At 73.1% G+C, this 16,372-nt stretch carries 13 protein-coding genes; 6 read left to right on the top strand and 7 right to left on the bottom strand.

Going from position 1 to position 16,372, the window contains the following annotated elements; all coding sequences use genetic code 11:
* Nucleotides 1–63 precede the first annotated feature (63 nt).
* The 3 genes from DEJ13_RS11590 to DEJ13_RS11600 all read left to right on the top strand — a co-directional run bounded on the left by DEJ13_RS11590 (nucleotide 64) and on the right by DEJ13_RS11600 (nucleotide 3,910).
* Nucleotides 64–1,596, top strand: a complete 1,533-nt coding sequence (locus DEJ13_RS11590; protein WP_181436998.1) for an ArnT family glycosyltransferase — start codon at nucleotides 64–66, stop codon at nucleotides 1,594–1,596.
* Between the two features lie 99 nt (nucleotides 1,597–1,695).
* Nucleotides 1,696–2,838 carry a glycosyltransferase family 4 protein gene (locus DEJ13_RS11595; RefSeq protein ID WP_111106613.1) on the top strand — a complete coding sequence of 381 codons (1,143 nt, stop codon included), beginning with the start codon at nucleotides 1,696–1,698 and terminating at the stop codon, nucleotides 2,836–2,838.
* 157 nt (nucleotides 2,839–2,995) lie between these two features.
* Complete coding sequence (locus DEJ13_RS11600; RefSeq protein WP_181436997.1) at nucleotides 2,996–3,910, top strand: GH25 family lysozyme; 915 nt, start codon at nucleotides 2,996–2,998, stop codon at nucleotides 3,908–3,910.
* 65 nt (nucleotides 3,911–3,975) lie between these two features.
* Here the strand turns inward: DEJ13_RS11600 and purE are convergent, their stop codons facing one another.
* From purE to DEJ13_RS11615, 3 genes are all read right to left on the bottom strand, one after another.
* Nucleotides 3,976–4,485, bottom strand: a complete 510-nt coding sequence (purE, locus tag DEJ13_RS11605) for a 5-(carboxyamino)imidazole ribonucleotide mutase (protein ID WP_258374064.1) — start codon at nucleotides 4,483–4,485, stop codon at nucleotides 3,976–3,978.
* 47 nt (nucleotides 4,486–4,532) lie between these two features.
* Complete coding sequence (locus tag DEJ13_RS11610; RefSeq protein WP_111106611.1) at nucleotides 4,533–6,509, bottom strand: glycoside hydrolase family 6 protein; 1,977 nt, start codon at nucleotides 6,507–6,509, stop codon at nucleotides 4,533–4,535.
* A 213-nt stretch (nucleotides 6,510–6,722) separates the two neighbouring features.
* Nucleotides 6,723–7,859 (bottom strand): 5-(carboxyamino)imidazole ribonucleotide synthase, encoded by a 1,137-nt coding sequence (locus DEJ13_RS11615; RefSeq protein WP_111106610.1) that lies wholly within the window; start codon nucleotides 7,857–7,859, stop codon nucleotides 6,723–6,725.
* Nucleotides 7,860–7,992: 133 nt separating this feature from the next.
* Between DEJ13_RS11615 and DEJ13_RS11620 the strand changes: the two genes are divergently transcribed.
* Both DEJ13_RS11620 and DEJ13_RS11625 read left to right on the top strand, forming a co-directional pair.
* Nucleotides 7,993–8,514, top strand: coding sequence for a GtrA family protein (locus DEJ13_RS11620; protein ID WP_056118563.1), 522 nt, complete (start codon nucleotides 7,993–7,995; stop codon nucleotides 8,512–8,514).
* A 9-nt stretch (nucleotides 8,515–8,523) separates the two neighbouring features.
* Entirely contained in the window at nucleotides 8,524–10,092 is a 1,569-nt protein-coding gene (locus tag DEJ13_RS11625; RefSeq protein ID WP_111106609.1) for an ArnT family glycosyltransferase, read from the top strand.
* A gap of 56 nt (nucleotides 10,093–10,148) precedes the next feature.
* Here the strand turns inward: DEJ13_RS11625 and DEJ13_RS11630 are convergent, their stop codons facing one another.
* Together DEJ13_RS11630 and DEJ13_RS11635 are read right to left on the bottom strand one after the other, a co-directional pair.
* Nucleotides 10,149–11,123 (bottom strand): lysylphosphatidylglycerol synthase domain-containing protein, encoded by a 975-nt coding sequence (locus DEJ13_RS11630; protein ID WP_111106608.1) that lies wholly within the window; start codon nucleotides 11,121–11,123, stop codon nucleotides 10,149–10,151.
* Nucleotides 11,120–12,343, bottom strand: a complete 1,224-nt coding sequence (locus tag DEJ13_RS11635) for a polysaccharide pyruvyl transferase family protein (RefSeq protein ID WP_181436996.1) — start codon at nucleotides 12,341–12,343, stop codon at nucleotides 11,120–11,122. The genes DEJ13_RS11630 and DEJ13_RS11635 overlap by 4 nt, the downstream gene beginning before the upstream one ends.
* A gap of 121 nt (nucleotides 12,344–12,464) precedes the next feature.
* On the opposite strand from DEJ13_RS11635, the gene DEJ13_RS11640 reads away from it, so the two are divergent.
* The gene (locus DEJ13_RS11640; protein ID WP_181436995.1) at nucleotides 12,465–13,643 is read left to right on the top strand and encodes a glycosyltransferase; all 1,179 of its coding nucleotides are present in this window, start codon (nucleotides 12,465–12,467) and stop codon (nucleotides 13,641–13,643) included.
* Here the strand turns inward: DEJ13_RS11640 and DEJ13_RS11645 are convergent.
* Together DEJ13_RS11645 and DEJ13_RS11650 are read right to left on the bottom strand one after the other, a co-directional pair.
* On the bottom strand, nucleotides 13,610–15,055 hold the full coding sequence (locus tag DEJ13_RS11645; RefSeq protein WP_111106606.1) for a glycosyltransferase family protein: 1,446 nt from the start codon (nucleotides 15,053–15,055) through the stop codon (nucleotides 13,610–13,612). The genes DEJ13_RS11640 and DEJ13_RS11645 overlap by 34 nt on opposite strands.
* An 8-nt stretch (nucleotides 15,056–15,063) precedes the next feature.
* A complete protein-coding gene (locus DEJ13_RS11650; RefSeq protein ID WP_111106605.1) occupies nucleotides 15,064–16,371 on the bottom strand; it encodes a UDP-glucose dehydrogenase family protein in 1,308 nt (435 codons plus the stop codon).
* Between the last annotated feature and the right edge of the window lies 1 nt (nucleotide 16,372).

Genomic DNA, 16,372 nt, shown 5'->3' on the forward strand with positions numbered 1-16,372 from the left:
ACCTGCGCCCCGAACTCCGGCGCGGCGCTCCCGGCGCACCGGGTCGTCTGTCAGGATCGCTCGGTGTCCACCAGGTCGCTGCCCCTCCGCGTCGCCGCGCTCGTGCTCGTGCTCGCCGCCACCGCGTTCGACCTGTTCTGGCGGCTCGGCGCGCAGACGATCATGAACGACGAGCAGGTCTACGTCAGCGTCGGCTGGCAGTACGTGCACGGGGACTTCACCGGCAACACCGAACACCCGCCGCTGGCGAAGTTCCTGTTCGGTGCGGCGCAGCTCGTCTTCGGCCAGGGCGTGTTCGGTCCCCGGCTGGTCGCCGCGACGGCCGTCCTGGCGACCGGCCTGCTCCTCTTCTGGTGGCTCCGACGACCACTCGGCTTCTGGGGAGCGCTCCTGGCTGCCGGACTCTGGTGGCTCACCCCGCGGGCGATCGGCGCCGCGTGGCCGGACCTGGGCTCGGGGATCGGAGCGCGCATCGACCGGTTCGCGCTGCTCGAACCCGTGATGGTGGTGTTCGCGGTCGCGTCGCTCGCCTGCGCCTGGGCGTGGACCCGCGAGTGGCGCTGGTGGTGGCCGGTCCTCAGCGGGGTGTTCCTCGGGCTCTCCGTCTCCAGCAAGGTGACGACCGCGGTGCTCGTGGTCGCGCTGATCACCGTGCCGATCGTGCACCGGCGGTGGCGTGCGCTGCTGATCGGTGCGCCGCTCGCCGCGGTCGCGTCCGCGGCGGTCGTCGTCCTGGTCTACGTCCCGCTCGGCGTCGTGGCCCCGATCCAACGGATGATCGCCTTCCAGACGGCGCACAACGGCGGCGGCCACCGCACGACGATCAACGGCGTCGTCTACCTGCACGCCCCGTGGTGGGCGGACTTCGCCTTCATGGCGAACGGCATCGGGTGGGTGATGGTCGCCGTCCTCGGGGTCGGTGTCCTCGCCGCGCTCGTGGTCCGGCCGGACCGGCTGGTGGTCGTGCTCGTGGTCGCCCTGGCGGCGCTGATGCTGTTCTCGACGGTGGTCGCGCACGTGGCGCTCCCGCACTACTACGACGTGTGGATGCCGTTCCTCGTCGCCCTCGCCGCCGTCGGGTACACGCGACTCGCCCGGGTCGCCGACCCACGACGGCCCCGCGCTCCCCGGCGATCGGCGTCCGAGGTGCGTCTGCGAGCACGACGACCCTCCGTCTCGACCGCGGGCGTCGTGATGCGGGTGGTCGCGACGGCGCTCGCTCTCGCCGCCGTCGTCCCCGCGGCGACCCTCGCCTCGACGATCGCAGCCGCGCGGCCCGCCGGGATCGCCCTGCTGGGCGACGCGCTGCGCGCCGAGGGCATGCCTGCCGACCACCGGGTCCTGTTCGTGAAGTACGGCTCGACGTGGGGCGTGTACTTCCGCGGGTACGCATCGGGCAAGCCGGAGGACGGGAAGTTCGGTGCGCTCGCCATCGGACCGGACATCCGGTACCCGGTCACACCCGAGGTCCGGTCGTTCCTGGCGGAGAACCGTGACCGGCTCCAACACGTCCGGGTCGACTACCTCGACGTGTGGGTGCTGCGGGACGGGGCCGAGTTCGCCCAGCAGGACGGCCGGTTCGTCATCCAGGGCTGACACGCGACCCCGCTCGCCCGGGGTGACGCCCTCACCGAGTGCCGATCCCCGCCTGCTAGTCTCTGGCAGCCCGTTGCCCGCCACCTCTCGAGGAGCCCCGTGACCACACTCCGAGTGATCGTGGACCAGGTCGTCGCACCGGTCCCCGGCGGCATCGGACGGTACGCGGAAGAACTGACGCGTCAGCTCGTCGCGACCGCGCCGACCGGCTGCGACGTCGAAGCGGTGGTGTCCGCGGTGTCGCCGGCGGACCTGGCCCACATCCGGACGCTCCTGCCCGGACTCGGCGGTGTCGACCGCCTCGCACTCCCCCGTCGCGAACTCGCGCTCGCCTGGCAGGGCGGCATGGCACGCGGTGCGTCACACGGCATGCTGCACGCCCCGAGCGTGATGGCGCCGCTCGTCAAGCACAACCGCTTCCAGGAGCCCGGGCGGCAGACGGTGGTGACCGTGCACGACACCGTGCCGTGGACCCACCCGGAGACGCTCACGTCGCGCGGGGTGCACTTCCACAAGGCGATGGTCAAGCGCGCGTGGAAGCACGCAGACGCGGTCGTCGTGCCCACCCACGCGGTGGCGGCGGCGCTCAACGACATCCACCGGTTCGACGACCGGTTGCGGGTCATCGGCGGTGCCCCCTCCGGGCGGCTCCGGGTCCCGGTCGACGCCGACCTCCGTGCCGAGCGGCTCGGGCTGCCCGACCGGTACGTCCTGGCTGTCGGCACGCTCGAGCCGCGCAAGGGCCTGCAGCACCTGATCGAGGCCATGGCGCACCCGGACGCACCGTCCGACGTCCCGCTCGTGATCAGCGGTCCCGACGGCTGGGGCGACGTCGACGTCGTGGGCATCGCCGAACAGGCGGGCCTGCCCCAGGACCGCGTCAAGGTCCTCGGACGCGTCGACGACACCGACCTCGCCGTCGTCTACGACCGCGCGACGGTCTTCGTCTTCCCGAGCCTCGCCGAGGGGTTCGGGCTCCCCGTCGTCGAGGCGATGAGCCTCGGCACGCCGGTCATCCACTCCGACGACCCCGCAGTGCGCGAAGTGGCCTCCGACGCCGGTGTGACGGTCGCCCTCGAACCCCGGACCGGGTACGCCGAGCGCCTCGCACAGGCGGTCTACCAGGTCGTCAACGACCCGCTGCTCCGCAGTCACCTGGCCATCGCGGGCCCCGACCGAGCGCGGATGTTCGACTGGCGGGACTCCGCCACCGAGACGTGGCAGCTGCACGCCGACCTCTGACCGGGGAACGTGCGGACGGCCCTCGTCGACCCGGCAGGACGACACACGTCAGTTAGGCTTCCTCGGAACACGGCCGGGGCACGTCCGTTCCGGCATCTCTGACAGGGGAGCGAACCGGATGCGTGCGACTGCGCGACGAACCACCACGACGGCGGCGGTGATCACAGCAGGTCTGCTGGTGACCGTCGCGATCTCCGGCCCGGCCGACGCCGCCAGCGGCCCGGCACCGACGACCGCCACGGCGAACACCGTCAGCACGACGAACACCACGACCGACGGCGACCCGTCGCTCGCGACACAGGACGCGACGGGGAACCACACGATGGGCTCGAGCATCGACGCGCACGCGGCCGCGACGGGTGCGGCCGCCGGCACGACCACGCTCGCGGCGCCACAGGCCCGCGCCGCAGCCTCCGGTCCGCCGCCCGGCAAGCTGCAGGGCATGGACGTCAGCGCCTGGCAGCCCGACGCCGACTTCCGGACCGCCTACGCCAACGGTGCGCGCTTCGCGTACATCAAGGCGTCCGAGGGCACGACCTACACGAGCCGGACCTACCAGAAGCAGTACTTCGACGCGGCGCAGGCCGGCATGGTCCGCGGCGGCTACGCCTACGCCCAGCCGAGCCAGGCGAGCGGACGCGCGACCGCGGACTTCTTCTTCGCCTCCGGCGGCGGGTGGAGCGACGACGACATCACGCTGCCACCGCTGCTCGACATCGAGTACGGCAACGCGTCGCAGGGCACCTGCTACGGCCTGAGCTGGGGCGCGATGCGGACCTGGATCCACGACTTCTCGGACCGCGTGTACGAGCGCATCCACCGCTACCCGGCGATCTACACGACCACCGACTGGTGGAAGCGCTGCACGAACAACAGCCGGCAGTTCTCGGACAACCCGCTGTTCGTGGCGATCTACCCCGTGAACGACTTCACCTCGCCCGGCGAGCTCGGCCACAGCTGGACGAAGTGGAAGTTCTGGCAGTGGCGGGCCGAGGGCACGTTCCCCGGGGACCAGGACGTCTACGAGAGCACGATCGGCAACCTGCATCTGTTCGCGCGCAAGCACGAGTAGCCGGACTCGCACGGCGGGGACGACGGCGAGGGCCGGCACCACCACGGTGCCGGCCCTCGGTGCCGCTAGAGCTGGGCCCGGAGAGCGGCCGCCTTCTGCTCGACGACCTGCTCGAGGCCCTCGGCGTACTCGGCAAGACGGGCCGACACGGTCGGGTCGCCCGATCCGATGATGCGTGCGGCGAGCAGCCCGGCGTTCGCCGCGCCGTTGATCGCCATCGTCGCGACCGGGATGCCGGCCGGCATCTGCACGATGGACAGCAGCGAGTCCAGACCGTCCAGGCGTGCCAGCTGCACGGGCACGCCGATCACGGGCAGCGTCGTGAGGGACGCGACCATGCCCGGCAGGTGCGCCGCTCCCCCCGCTCCCGCGATGACCACGCGGACCCCACGCCCGGCTGCGGCCCTGGCGTAGCGGACCATCTTGTCGGGGGTGCGGTGTGCCGAGACGACGTCGGCCTCGAAGGCGATGCCGAGCTCGGTCAGGATGTCGGCGGCGGCGCGCATCGTCGGCCAGTCCGAGTCGGAGCCCATGACGATGGAGACGAGCGGAGCGGGAGCGGTGGTGTCGGTCACCCGACGAGGCTAGCGGAGCACGACCCTGGCCCACCCGGGTCGCCGTGTCAGGGCACCCGCACCGTCCGGCAGCCCAGCGCCTTGTCGCCGCCGCTCCCCGCCCCGACCGCGGTCACGCAGAACGTGTGCGTCCCGGAGGACGACGGGATCCGCCCGGAGAACCCGTGCGCGGGACCCGATCCCCACGTCGCGTCGACGTCCGGCCGGCTGGCGTCCGCCGTGAGCACGGTCGTGCTCGGCCTGCCGTCGACGGTCACCCGCACGGTCAGCCCCCGGGCGATCGCATCCCGGTCGAACACCCACCCGGTGACGGTCGTCCGGTGGTAGGACAGCGCGGACACGGACTCGAGCGAGCCCCACGGCGCACTCGCCGCGACGGTGAGCGTCGAGCACGTGGACCGCACATCGGCCCCGGCACCCTGGTTCCGCGCGACCGCGCACACGGTGTGCTGCCCGGCCGCCGCGGGCACGACGGTCCGGTACCCGTGCCGGGTGCCGCTCCCGGTCGGAGCGGAGACGTCCGGCCGGTCGATCGTGGTCGTGACGCTCCGGACCCGCTTGCCGTCGACGGTGAGGTCGACCGCGACGGGCGCGGTGCCGGCGTCCGGGTCGGCAGCCCAGCCGGTGACGTCGATGCCGGCGCGCACGACCGTCGCCCGGTCGATCCGGACGACCGGGTCGTCCCCGTAGACGACGACGTCCTCGCAGCCCAGTCGGCGGTCCGCACCGGTGGCTGCTCCGACGGCGGTCACGCACACCGACCGGACCCCGGACGCCGGACCGGAGGCAGCGACGGCGACCGTGGCGTCGTAGCCGTGGTCGGCGCCCACCCCGTAGTCGTCGTCGATGTCCTGCCGCGGGCCGTCGGCCGCGAGCGTCGACACCACCGAGCCGTCGACGCTGACCCGCACGTCCACCGTCGCTGCGGTGTCGTGCTGGTCGTACGCCCAGCCCTGCACCCGGACCGCGCGGGTCCCGCCGGTGGCGGCGTCGAGCGTGCCCACGGGTGCGCGCACCGCCGGCGGCGCGCCGAGCGCGGCGTTCGCGACCAGGGCCTGTGCGTACGCCGACCACCACTTGCCCGCGGCCGGAGCGCCACCGCAGGTGCCGTCGCTCGCACCGGGCGTCTTCACCCACAGCAGCGCGTCGAGCGCGGTGCCGTCGGTGACCACGCGCGGGGTCGTCCCGAGACCGGCACCGGGGCCGTTGCACCAGGTCCCGCGCCACCCCTGCCCGTTGCGCGACGTGTCGATGACGTAGTGCGAGCCGCCGGTCAGCGACGACACCTTCTGCGCGTAGGCCTGCTCCTGTGCGGTCGGGTAGTAGTTCGCGACGTTCGTGAAGAACCCGCGGGCGCCCTGGACGCCGGCGCTGTTCAACCGCGCTGCGATCACGGCGGGCTGCACCCAGTTCGAGTTCCCGGCGTCGAGGTACGCGGGGATCCCGGCCGCGGTGAAGGCCGCGACCTCGCGGGACAGGATCCGGTACCGCTGCTGGTCGAGCACGGTCGTGCAGGCCGCGTTGCTGAGCATGGCCAGTGCGTCCGGCTCGACGACGACCGCGGCGCGCTTGCCCGCCAGCCGGGCGACGATCTGGTCCACCCACGCGTCGTACGACGCCTCGTCGAAGCCCCCGGCGGAGTAGCCGCCGCAGTCCCGCTGCGGGATCGCGTAGGTGACGAAGATCGCGGTGGTGCCGTTCGCCGCCGCACCCGCGGTCGCCTGGTCGAGCGTCCGGGTCAGGGCCGCCCCGGTGGTCCACTCGCCGAGCCAGGTCGCGACCGGGTACTTCGCGATCGTGGCGGCGGCGCGTGCGCCGGCGGGGTCCGTGGTCGCGAGCGCGGTGGCGTTCTTCGCGGCCTCACTCGTGGGCGGGTTGTACTGTCCGTTCCCGTACAGCTGCGCTGACGAGGCCGACCGGATCTGCGCCGCGGTGGTGGCCGCGGACGCCCAGGTCGGGACCGACACGACGCCGGCGACGCTGAGGAGCGCGACGGCGCCCGCGATGAACTGGTGACGGCGCACTGCGCGACTCCCCCTCGGACTCTCGACCCGGACAGCCCAATGGCACCATGCTCGTCCGCGCGCCGACAGTCGCCAGAGCGGGTGCCACCTGGTCGGGTGGCACGCGTCCTGCGGACGGTCGACGGACGGGAGGCCCGGTGCACCGGTACGACGCGACGTGCGTCGTCGAGGTGCTCCGGGCCTCCAGGGTGGTGCGGCCGTCCGACGGTCGCGTCAGTCGTCGAAGTGCGCCGCGGCGGCGCGCGCCCGGTAGACGACGTCGTCGACGTCGTCACCGAGCACCGTGACGTGACCGACCTTGCGGCCGGCGCGCGGTGCCTTGCCGTAGAAGTGGTACTTGGCCTCGGGGAAGGCGGCCAGCGCGTCGGGGTACCGGGCGGCGAGGTCCCCGTCGGCCGGTCCACCGAGCACGTTCACCATGACCGCGGCGGGCGCGTGCATCCCGGTGGCGCCGAGCGGCAGGTCCAGCACGGCTCGCAGGTGCTGCTCGAACTGGCTGGTCGTGGCACCGTCGATGGACCAGTGCCCCGTGTTGTGCGGCCGCATCGCGAGCTCGTTGACCAGGATGCGCTCGTCGCCCGTCTGGAACAGCTCGACGGCGAGGACGCCCGTGACGTCGAGCTCCTCGGCGAGGCGGACCGCGATGGACTCGGCGACGTCCGCGATGCGTCCGGCGCTGTCGGGCGCCGGTGCGACGACCTCGGCGCAGACGCCGTCGCGCTGGACGGTCTCGACGAGGGGCCAGGCGACGACCTCGCCGGAGGGCCGCCGAGCGACGGACTGCGCGAGCTCGCGGGTGAACGGCACGAGCTCCTCGACCAGCAGCGCCTGGTCGGCGCCGGCCTCGGCGATCGCGGTGAACCAGTCGTCGACCTCGGCCGGGTCGGACACGACCCGCACGCCCTTCCCGTCGTAGCCGCCCCTGGCCGTCTTGACGACCGCGCGACCGCCGTGCTCGGCGATGAAGGCGCGCAGCGCGTCCGCGTCCTGCACCGCGGCCCAGTCCGGCACGGGCAGCCCGAGGTCGGTCAGCCGCTGGCGCATCACGATCTTGTCCTGTGCCACGGCGAGCGCGTCGGGGCCGGGGCGCACCGCGACCCCGGCGTCGACGAGCGTGCGGAGCACGTCCTGCGGCACGTGCTCGTGGTCGAACGTGACGACGTCGACGTCACGGGCGAACGCCAGCACCGTCTCGGCGTCGTGGTAGTCGCCCTCGGCGGTGGCGGCGATCGCGGCGGACATGCCGGGTCCCTCGGCCAGTACCCGGATGTCGATCCCCAGTTCGACGGCGGCCGGCACCATCATCCGGGCGAGCTGTCCCCCACCGACGACCCCGACGCGCAACGCCATGCTGTGTGTTCCTTCCGGCCTTCCCACCGAGCCGTGAGAAGTGCCTGCCTAGAATCGGTCTCCGGTCAGGAGGTCCCGACCGACGGGGCCGAACCAACGGCCCGCGACAACTCTACGGATCCCGGGAGACACCGTGCGGCGACTCATCGCACAGCTGGCACGCTTCGGTGTGGTCGGCGCCGTCGGCTTCGTCGTCGACTTCAGCATCTTCAACGTGCTGCGGGCAACGGTGCTCTCCCCCGACGAGGTCCACTCCGGCCCGTTCTGGGCCAAGGTCGTCTCCACCGTGGTCGCGATCGGGGTCAACTGGGTCGGCAACCGGTACTGGACCTTCCGGGACCAACGACGGTCGGTCGCCACGCGCGAGGGCATCGAGTTCGTCGTCGTCTCGCTGGGGGGCATGGTGATCTCGCTCGGCTGCCTCGGGATCTCGCACTACGTCCTCGGCTTCACGTCCGCGCTGGCCGACAACGTCTCCGGCAACGTGATCGGCCTGCTGCTCGGCACGCTCTTCCGCTTCTGGCTGTACAAGGTGTGGGTCTACCACCCGGACCGCGCCGAGCGCGAGGCAGCGCGACGACGCGACGGGGCGCCCGCTGTGGCGACCCGCCAGGACCCCAACGCCCACGCCGGTGCAGGCCCGACCACGACCTAGGATTGTCGGGTGCCGCCGACCGCTCCCGCCGACGTGACCGCCCGCCCGACGACAGCCGCCAGCGCCGTCGCCCGCTGGGAGCGCATCGCGATCGCGGTCCTGACCGCCGCGTTCGGGTGCTGGTTGCTCGCGTGGGCCCTCGTCCTGCCCACGTTCCAGGCGCCCGACGAGACCGCCCACATCGACGCGGCGGTGCACCTGGCGATCGGCGACCCGTGGTCGGCACCCGGCGCGATGCACGTGCTGAACGCCGTGCAGGCCGCCGCGCAGCAACAGGCGACCGAGCCGCAGTCGTCGTGGTCGACGATGACCGAGCTGCTGCGTGAGCACCCCGGCGACTCGGCGACCGTCAACCAGATGACGCAGCACCCGCCGACCGCCTACCTGGTCGGTGCCGCCGTGCTCCGCGCGGCGCACTTCGGGGACCTCCGCTGGGACCACGCCGTGCTGGCGCTGCGGATCGCCGACGTCGTGGCGGTCACCCCGCTCGCGCTGCTGGCGTGGGCGTCCGTCCGTCGGGTCACCCGGTCCCCCCGGGCCGCGGTCCTCGGCGCGCTCGCGCTGTTCGCGACGCCGCAGCTGGCGTCCATCGCGGCGTCGGTGTCGAACGACGCACCGGTGATGCTGCTGACCGGCATCGTCGTCTGGCTCGCCACCCGGATCCTGACGGGCGACCTGCGCTGGCGGACCGTCCTCGGGCTCGGGGTCGCGGTCGGCGCCGCGATCTGGGTGAAGGGCACCGCGCTGCCGGCGATCCCGTTCGTCGCGCTCGTCGTGCTGGTGGCCGGTGCCGGGGTGCTCCCGCTCGCACGACGCCTGGTGCGCACGGTCGCCGCACTCGGGCTGGCCGCGGCGATCGGCGCGTGGTGGTGGCTCCACAACCTCGTCGCATACCACCGCCTGCAGCCGAACGGGTACGCCGCGATGCGCCCGCCGAAGGAGTTCCCACCCGGGGAGCACCCGACGCTGGGCCACTTCCTCGACGTCAGCTGGGGCACGCTCGCACGCACGTTCTGGGGCAGCCCGGGCATCAAGGCGCAGGTCACGATCGGCGACGTCTTCACGGCGGTGCTCACCGCCGTCGCGCTGCTGGTCGTGGTGGTGTTCGCGTTCCGCCGCGGCCCGGAGCTCCGCACCGTCGTCGTGCTGGCGGTGTTCCCCGCGCTGCTCATCGGCATCCAGACGTACACGAGCGCGCACGCGTACCTGACGACCACCGAGGTCGCCGCGACGCAGGGTCGGTACTACTTCCCCGCGGTCGTGTGCCTGATCGTGGTGAGCGCCGTCGCATGGCGCCGGATCCCGCGGACCGGGGCGGGGCGACGGGTCCTGGCGGTCGTGCTCGCCGTCGCTGCACCCGTGGTGGGGCTGTACGGGCTGACCGTCGTCACCGCGTGGTTCTGGAACGCCGCTCGCGTCCCGCTGTCCGTCGCGGACGCCGAACGGTACGCGGCACTCGGACCCGTGCCCACCGCGGTGGTCGCCGTGCTGCTGGCCGTCGTCGTGGTCGGCATGGTCGCGGGGATCGTCGCGGTCGCGGTGGCGCCCGGGGACCGTCGCGCGGTCAGCGCGCGGTGACCTCGTCCGGCTCGACCGGGGTCAGCGCGCGGTGACCTCGTCCGGTTCGCCCGGCTTCAGCGGGCGGTGGCCTCGTCCGGTTCGTCGGCCCGACGCCGCGCGAACCACGTCGGGGCCGAGGCGCAGAGCAGGAAGAGCGCGTCGACGGCCAGGCTCCACACGCGGGTGACCACCACGACGACCAGGGCGATCGGTCCGGGCATCACCAGGCCGAGCAGGAGCGCCTGCACGCCCTCACGGACGCCGAGCCCGCCGGGCGCGAAGACCGCGAGCATGCTGATGGCCGAGGCCATGCTCGCGGCACCGATGACGAACGCCGCGTCCGAGGTCTTCAGCGACGGGTACACGGCGAGCGTGATGAAGTAGTACGCCGTGCCGGAGAACAGCGCCCCGACGACGTACAGCCCGGCACCACCGAGGACCGTCGCGATCCCCGGGGTGACGTCCTCGTCGAGGGGCTGGCGGCGCAGGACCCGCAATGCCGTGCTGACCAGGAACACGAACACCCTCGGCACCAGGCAGACGACGCACCCGACGAACGCCACGATCATCAGCACGACGATCCACGGGTCGAGGGCGTGGGTCCTGGGGTCGACCAGCAGCAGGACGAGGGCCAGCGCCAGGGTGGCGGCGATCTGCAGGCCGCCCTCGAGCAGGCCGCTCACTCCGAGCCGCGCCTTCGAGACGCCGTGTCGTGAGGCGAAGTAGACCTTCCCGATGATCCAGGTGGCGGCTCCCGGGATGTAGCGGCCCATCCACGACTTGGCGTACACGGCGGTCAACGCGACGCCGCTGCCCCGCAGCCCGGTGGCGCCGAGTCGACGCAGCAGGAAGAACCAGATGCCGACGCCCCAGTACCGGAAGCCCAGGCTGATCACGGTCGCGACGGCGACCCACCACCAGTTCCAGCGGATGCCGGCGAGCTGGCTCCAGTCGACGCTGCGCACGTACAGGAACAGGAAGACCGCCAGCAGGACGTAGAACAGGACCGGCACGCCGCGGCGCAGGACCGCCCGTGTCCGCGGACTCATCGCAGGCCCCGGGTGCCCTGTGCGAAGTCGGTGTGCAGGGCGTCGCTCATCCGTGCGACCCCGGCGGCCAGGTCGGCGACGACCCGCTCGCGGTCCCGGTCGAGGGCGTCCAGGGTGGCGAGGACGTCCTCGACGAAGGTCGGGCTGAGTGCGTCCTTGATCGGGCGTGCGAAGCGCTGCATGCCGATCTGCTCGAAGAACAGTCGACCCTTGTCGACGTAGTACAGCACCGTCGCGGGGACCCCGGCGATCGTGGCGACGATGGCGGAGTGCAGGCGGCTCGCGATGAACAGGCGGCTGCGCGACATCAGCCCGGCGTACTCGGCCGGCGAGAATCTGTCGGCCTCGACGACGTGGGCCCGACCGGGCTCGCGCATGCCCGCGATGACCTCGCGCGCGAACGCGGCGTCGCCCTCAGAGGCCTCCATGTGCATCGGGTAGAACACGACGTCGGCGTCCCAGCGCTCGACGACCCGGTCGATCAGCTCCGTCAGGGCCTGCCGGTAGCGCTGCAGCTCGGCGGACTCGGCCTGCTGCCTGCGGAGGGCCTTCGGGATGAACCGGAACGGGATCCAGCCGCTGCGCTTGTAGTGGAACCAGCGGCGCACGCCGATGCCGATCGACCCGTCGAGCCGCTCCGCGGTCAGGCCGGTGGTGCGCTCGAGCCGCTCGAGCACGTGCTGGTCCGGCGCGGTCACGGTGCCGACCACCGCGGGGTCGAACGACGAGATGACCGGGGTCCGCACGCCCCAGGCGCGCAGCTTCTCGCGGGACTCGTCGTCGCGGACCAGGAACACCTCGGTCAGGTCGACCGTCGCCCGGATCAGGCGCTTGCTGATGCCGGCCGTCGTCGGACCGATCCCCTGGAAGGCGCCGACCAGGTGGCGGTTGGCGGCACGCAGCAGCACGAGCTTGAGCAGCCAGTAGACCAGGCCGAGCTTGTTCGTGTAGTCCTTCAAGATCTCGCCGCCGCCCCAGAGCACCACGTCGGCGCTCCGCGCAGCACGCAGGAGTCGGAGCATGTCGCCGACGCCGGTGCTGTACGGCGACACGGGCAGGAACCGGATGCCGAACCACGCGGCGTCGCGCTCGGGGTACTGCGAGAGCGAGACGATCTCCGCGCCGGGCCAGCGGTGCCGGGCGAGTTCGATGTTGCCGGCGAGGATGGCGCGGTCCCCTCGGTTGTGCGGGGAATCGCTATTGTGGATCAGAACTCGCACGGCTCTCCTGCTCGGGGTCCGGTCCGTGTGTCGCCAGCCGTCCGGCGGGCGCCGCGGACCCCCAGCAGGGTACCAACGGCGGTCGTCCGCTCGCGACCGCACACCGCACCGGAGGAACACCATGCCCGCTCCCGACCGTCGTCCGCGCGTGCTCGTGCTGGCGTCCACGTTCCCGGCCCGGGCCGACGACGGGGTGCCCGCCTTCGTCCTCGACCTCGCCCGTCACGAGGCCCAGGAGTTCGACACCGCCGTGCTGACGCCGCGGGTACCGGACGCCGCGCGGTCCGAGGTCGTCGACGGCGTCCGCGTCGTGCGCTTCCCCTACTTCCCCCGGCGCTTCGAGGACCTGGCCGACGGCGCGATCCTCGACAACCTCGCGGAACGCCGCAGCCGCATCGTGCAGGTGCCGGCGTTGATGGCCGCCCAGTACGCGGCCGTCCGCCGCGCGGTCCGCTCGTTCCGCCCCGACGTCATCCACGCGCACTGGGCCATCCCGCAGGCCCTCGTGGCGACGCTCGCCGCGCCGGGTGTCCCGCGCGTCGTGACGACCCACGGCGGCGACGTCTACGCGCTCCGGGCCGCGCCGCTGGTCCGGCTGAAGCGGTGGGTGCTCGGTCGTGCCGCCCACGTCACCACGGTCAACGGCGAGATGCGCGAGCGTTTGACCAGCTGGGGCGTGCCGGAGACCAGGTCGAGCGTCGTCCCGATGGGCGTGGACCTCGAGCCCGCCGCGGCCGCCCGTGCCCGCACCGTCCGGCAGCCCGGCCGCGTCGTCGCCGTCGGCCGCCTGGTCGAGAAGAAGGGCTTCGGCACCCTGCTCGAGGCCCTGCGCGGCATCGACGACGTCCCGTGGGAGCTCGTGGTGGTCGGCGACGGCCCGTACCGCACCCGGCTGCAGGACCAGGCAGCCGGCCTGCCCGTGACCTTCACGGGCCAGCGTGGCAAGACCGAGGTGCTCGACACGCTGGCGTCGGCCGAGGTCGTGGCGCTGCCCTCGGTCCCGGCGGCGAACGGCGACCAGGAGGGGCTGCCCGTCACGCTGCTCGAGGCAGCCGCCGTCGGCGCAGCCGTCGTGGCCAGCGACCTGCCCGGCATCCGGGACGTCGTCGAGCACGACGTCTCCGGTCTGCTCGTGCCCCCGGGCGACGTCGCGTCGCTGCGAGCGGCCCTCCGCCGGGCGCTGACCGACGACGAGGCCCGCGCGCGCTGGCAACAGGGCGCGACCGCCGCGGCGGCGGCGTTCTCCGGCGAGCGAATCGGCGAACGCTACCGCGCGGTGCTGCGCGACGCCCTGCGCTGAGCGGGGCCGCCCACCCGGCGTCCGCGACCCCGCCGGAGGTCCGGCACGGCGACGGCCAGCAGCGCCACCGCGAGCGCCACGAGCGACACGACGAACGCCGTGCCCGCCACCAGGTCGGCGCCGGGGACCGACGGCAGCCCACCGAGGACGACGAGCGAGCGGTACGGCACGAGCGCGACGGCGGACCACACGGTCAGGAGCACCCAGGAGGCCCGGCCCCAGGCCGCCAGGCCGCCGGCGACCAGCAGGGCGATCGGCAGCTGCACGGTCAGGACGTAGCGGTTGATGGTGCCACCGCCACCGGCCACGTAACGGATCTCGACGATCGTGAACAGCAGCGTCACGATCGCGAACATGGCGACGACCAGCGCGGCGGGCACGAACCCGTCCGACGACGGTCGGCGCCGGCCACGCAGCACCGCGTGCAGCAGGACGGCGACGGCGGCCAGGAACACGGGCACGAGCAGCAGCAGCCACGGCGTCGCGGTCAGCGGGTCGAGCGCACCGCGGAAGGCGCCGAAGATGCCCCGCCAGTAGTCGGGATCGGTGACGACCTGCAGGTCCGTCCGTTTCTCGCGCGGGACGTGTCCGGTCCAGGTCGTGGGGCGTCCGCTGAACGACCCGGTGAGCTCGTGGTTCCGGACCCAGAACCAGCCCGACGCGGCCCCGGCGGCCACGAGCGGCACCAGTGCGGCGACGACCCGCGCGGCCGCGCCCCGCAGGCGTCCGAGCCGGGTCCGGTGGGCCAGGGCGAACCCGACCACGACGGCCGCCAGCCAGATGCCGAACGACAGGCGCGTGGTCATGCCAGCGGCACCGACGAGCGCCCCGGCGACGAGCAGGCGCGGCCCCACACCCCGGCGGATCGCGGACGCCGCGACCCCGCCCGCGAGTGCGCAGAGCACGGCGTAGAAGGCGTCGTTGTAGATCGACCCGCCCTGGACGACGACGATGCCGGTCAGCGCGGTGACCACCGCGACCGCGGAGGGCAGGCGGCGCATCGCCGGGAAGGCCCGGGACGCCGCCCAGGCGCACGCCAGCACGAGCGCGCCGGCGGCGACGACGCTGACCATGCGCCCGAGCATCGTGGCGAGCACCAGGTGTCCGGCGTCCCAGGCCGGGCCGACCACCGGGGCGAGCACCAGGTAGAACAGCGGCGGGTGCTGTGCGACCCACTGCACCGGCGGATGCGCACCGAACGGCGCCGTGTACCGCAACCCGTCCGCGAACCGGGGCAGGTGTCCGTGCCAGACCTGGAGCGCGTAGTCGATGTGCGCCGGCTCGTCGGCACTGCCGAGCGGGTCGGTCGTGAAGGCGCGCGCGACGGACGCCGCCATCACCACGACGACGGCCAGGAGGACGGTCGGCGTGGCCCAGTCGTGTCGCTGCAGGCGGCTCAGGAAGCGCGGCACCTGGATGCTCAGCGCCCCATGCCGCGCACCGTGAAGCCGGCGGCCGTCCAGGCGTCGCGGTCGAGGCAGTTCCGCCCGTCGACGACCACGGGACGGGCGACGAGTCCGGCGACCCGGGCCGGGTCGAGCGTGCGGAACTCGTTCCACTCGGTCAGCACGAGCACCAGGTCGGCATCGCGGACCGCAGCGTCGGCGGAGTCGACGTAGGTGAGCTCGGGACGGATGCGCGCCGCGGTGCCGTTGGCCTGGGGGTCATACGCGCTGACCGTGGCGCCGAGTTCGACCAGGCGGGCGGCGATGTCGAGCGCGGGTGAGTCGCGGACGTCGTCGGAGTTCGGCTTGAACGCCAGGCCGAGCACCCCCACGCGCTTGCCCGCGACCGCACCGTCGAGCAGGTCCTGGGCGAGGGTGACCACGTGGGCGCGGCGGCGCAGGTTGATCGCGTCGACGTCGGCCAGGAAGTCGAGCGACTCCCCCACGCCGAGCTCGGTCGCCCGCGCCTGGAACGCGCGGATGTCCTTGGGCAGGCAGCCGCCGCCGAAGCCGAGTCCGGCGTTCAGGAACTTCCGCCCGATGCGCTCGTCGTGCCCGATGGCGTCGGCGAGCGCCGTGACGTCGGCTCCGACGACCTCGGCGATCTCGGCCATCGCGTTGATGAACGAGATCTTCGTCGCGAGGAACGCGTTCGCGCTGACCTTGACGAGTTCGGCGGTCGCCAGGTCGACGACCAGGCGCGGGGTGCCGTCGGCGAGCGTGGTCGCGTAGACCTCGTCGAGTGCGGCGACGGCGGCGTCGCCCGCGGCACCGGACGGCACGCCGTACACGAGTCGGTCGGGTGAGATCGTGTCCTGCACCGCGAAGCCCTCGCGCAGGAACTCCGGGTTCCAGACCAGCGTCGCGCCGGGCACCGACTCGGACACCGACGCCGCGAGTCGCGCGGCGGTTCCAACGGGGACGGTGGACTTGCCGACGACGAACTCCCCGTCGGACAGGTACGGCACCAGCCCGGCGACCGCGGCGTCGACGTAGGTCAGGTCAGCGGCACCGGTCGGTCCCTGCGGGGTGCCGACGGCCACGAAGTGCACGCGGGCCCCGGCGACCTCGGCCATGTCGGTGGTGAACCGGATGCGGCCGGAGGCGATCGCCTCGGCGAGGATCTCGGGGAGTCCGGGTTCGAAGAACGGTGCGTCGCCCGCGGCGAGCCGTTCGATCTTGACGGGGTCGACGTCGACGGCGACGACGTCGTGTCCGAGCTTGGCCATGGAGGCGGCGTGCACGGCACCGAGGTACCCGCAGCCGATGACGGAGATCTTCACG

Source organism: Curtobacterium sp. MCLR17_007 (assembly GCF_003234655.2).
Taxonomy (GTDB): domain Bacteria; phylum Actinomycetota; class Actinomycetes; order Actinomycetales; family Microbacteriaceae; genus Curtobacterium.

Bases quoted from the DNA above. Each gene is read 5' to 3' on its own strand.
- DEJ13_RS11615 (WP_111106610.1), bottom strand. From the start codon at position 7,859: ATGGCGTTGCGCGTCGGGGTCGTCGGTGGGGGACAGCTCGCCCGGATG.
- DEJ13_RS11630 (WP_111106608.1), bottom strand. From the start codon at position 11,123: ATGAGTCCGCGGACACGGGCGGTCCTGCGCCGCGGCGTGCCGGTCCTG.
- DEJ13_RS11640 (WP_181436995.1), top strand. From the start codon at position 12,465: ATGCCCGCTCCCGACCGTCGTCCGCGCGTGCTCGTGCTGGCGTCCACG.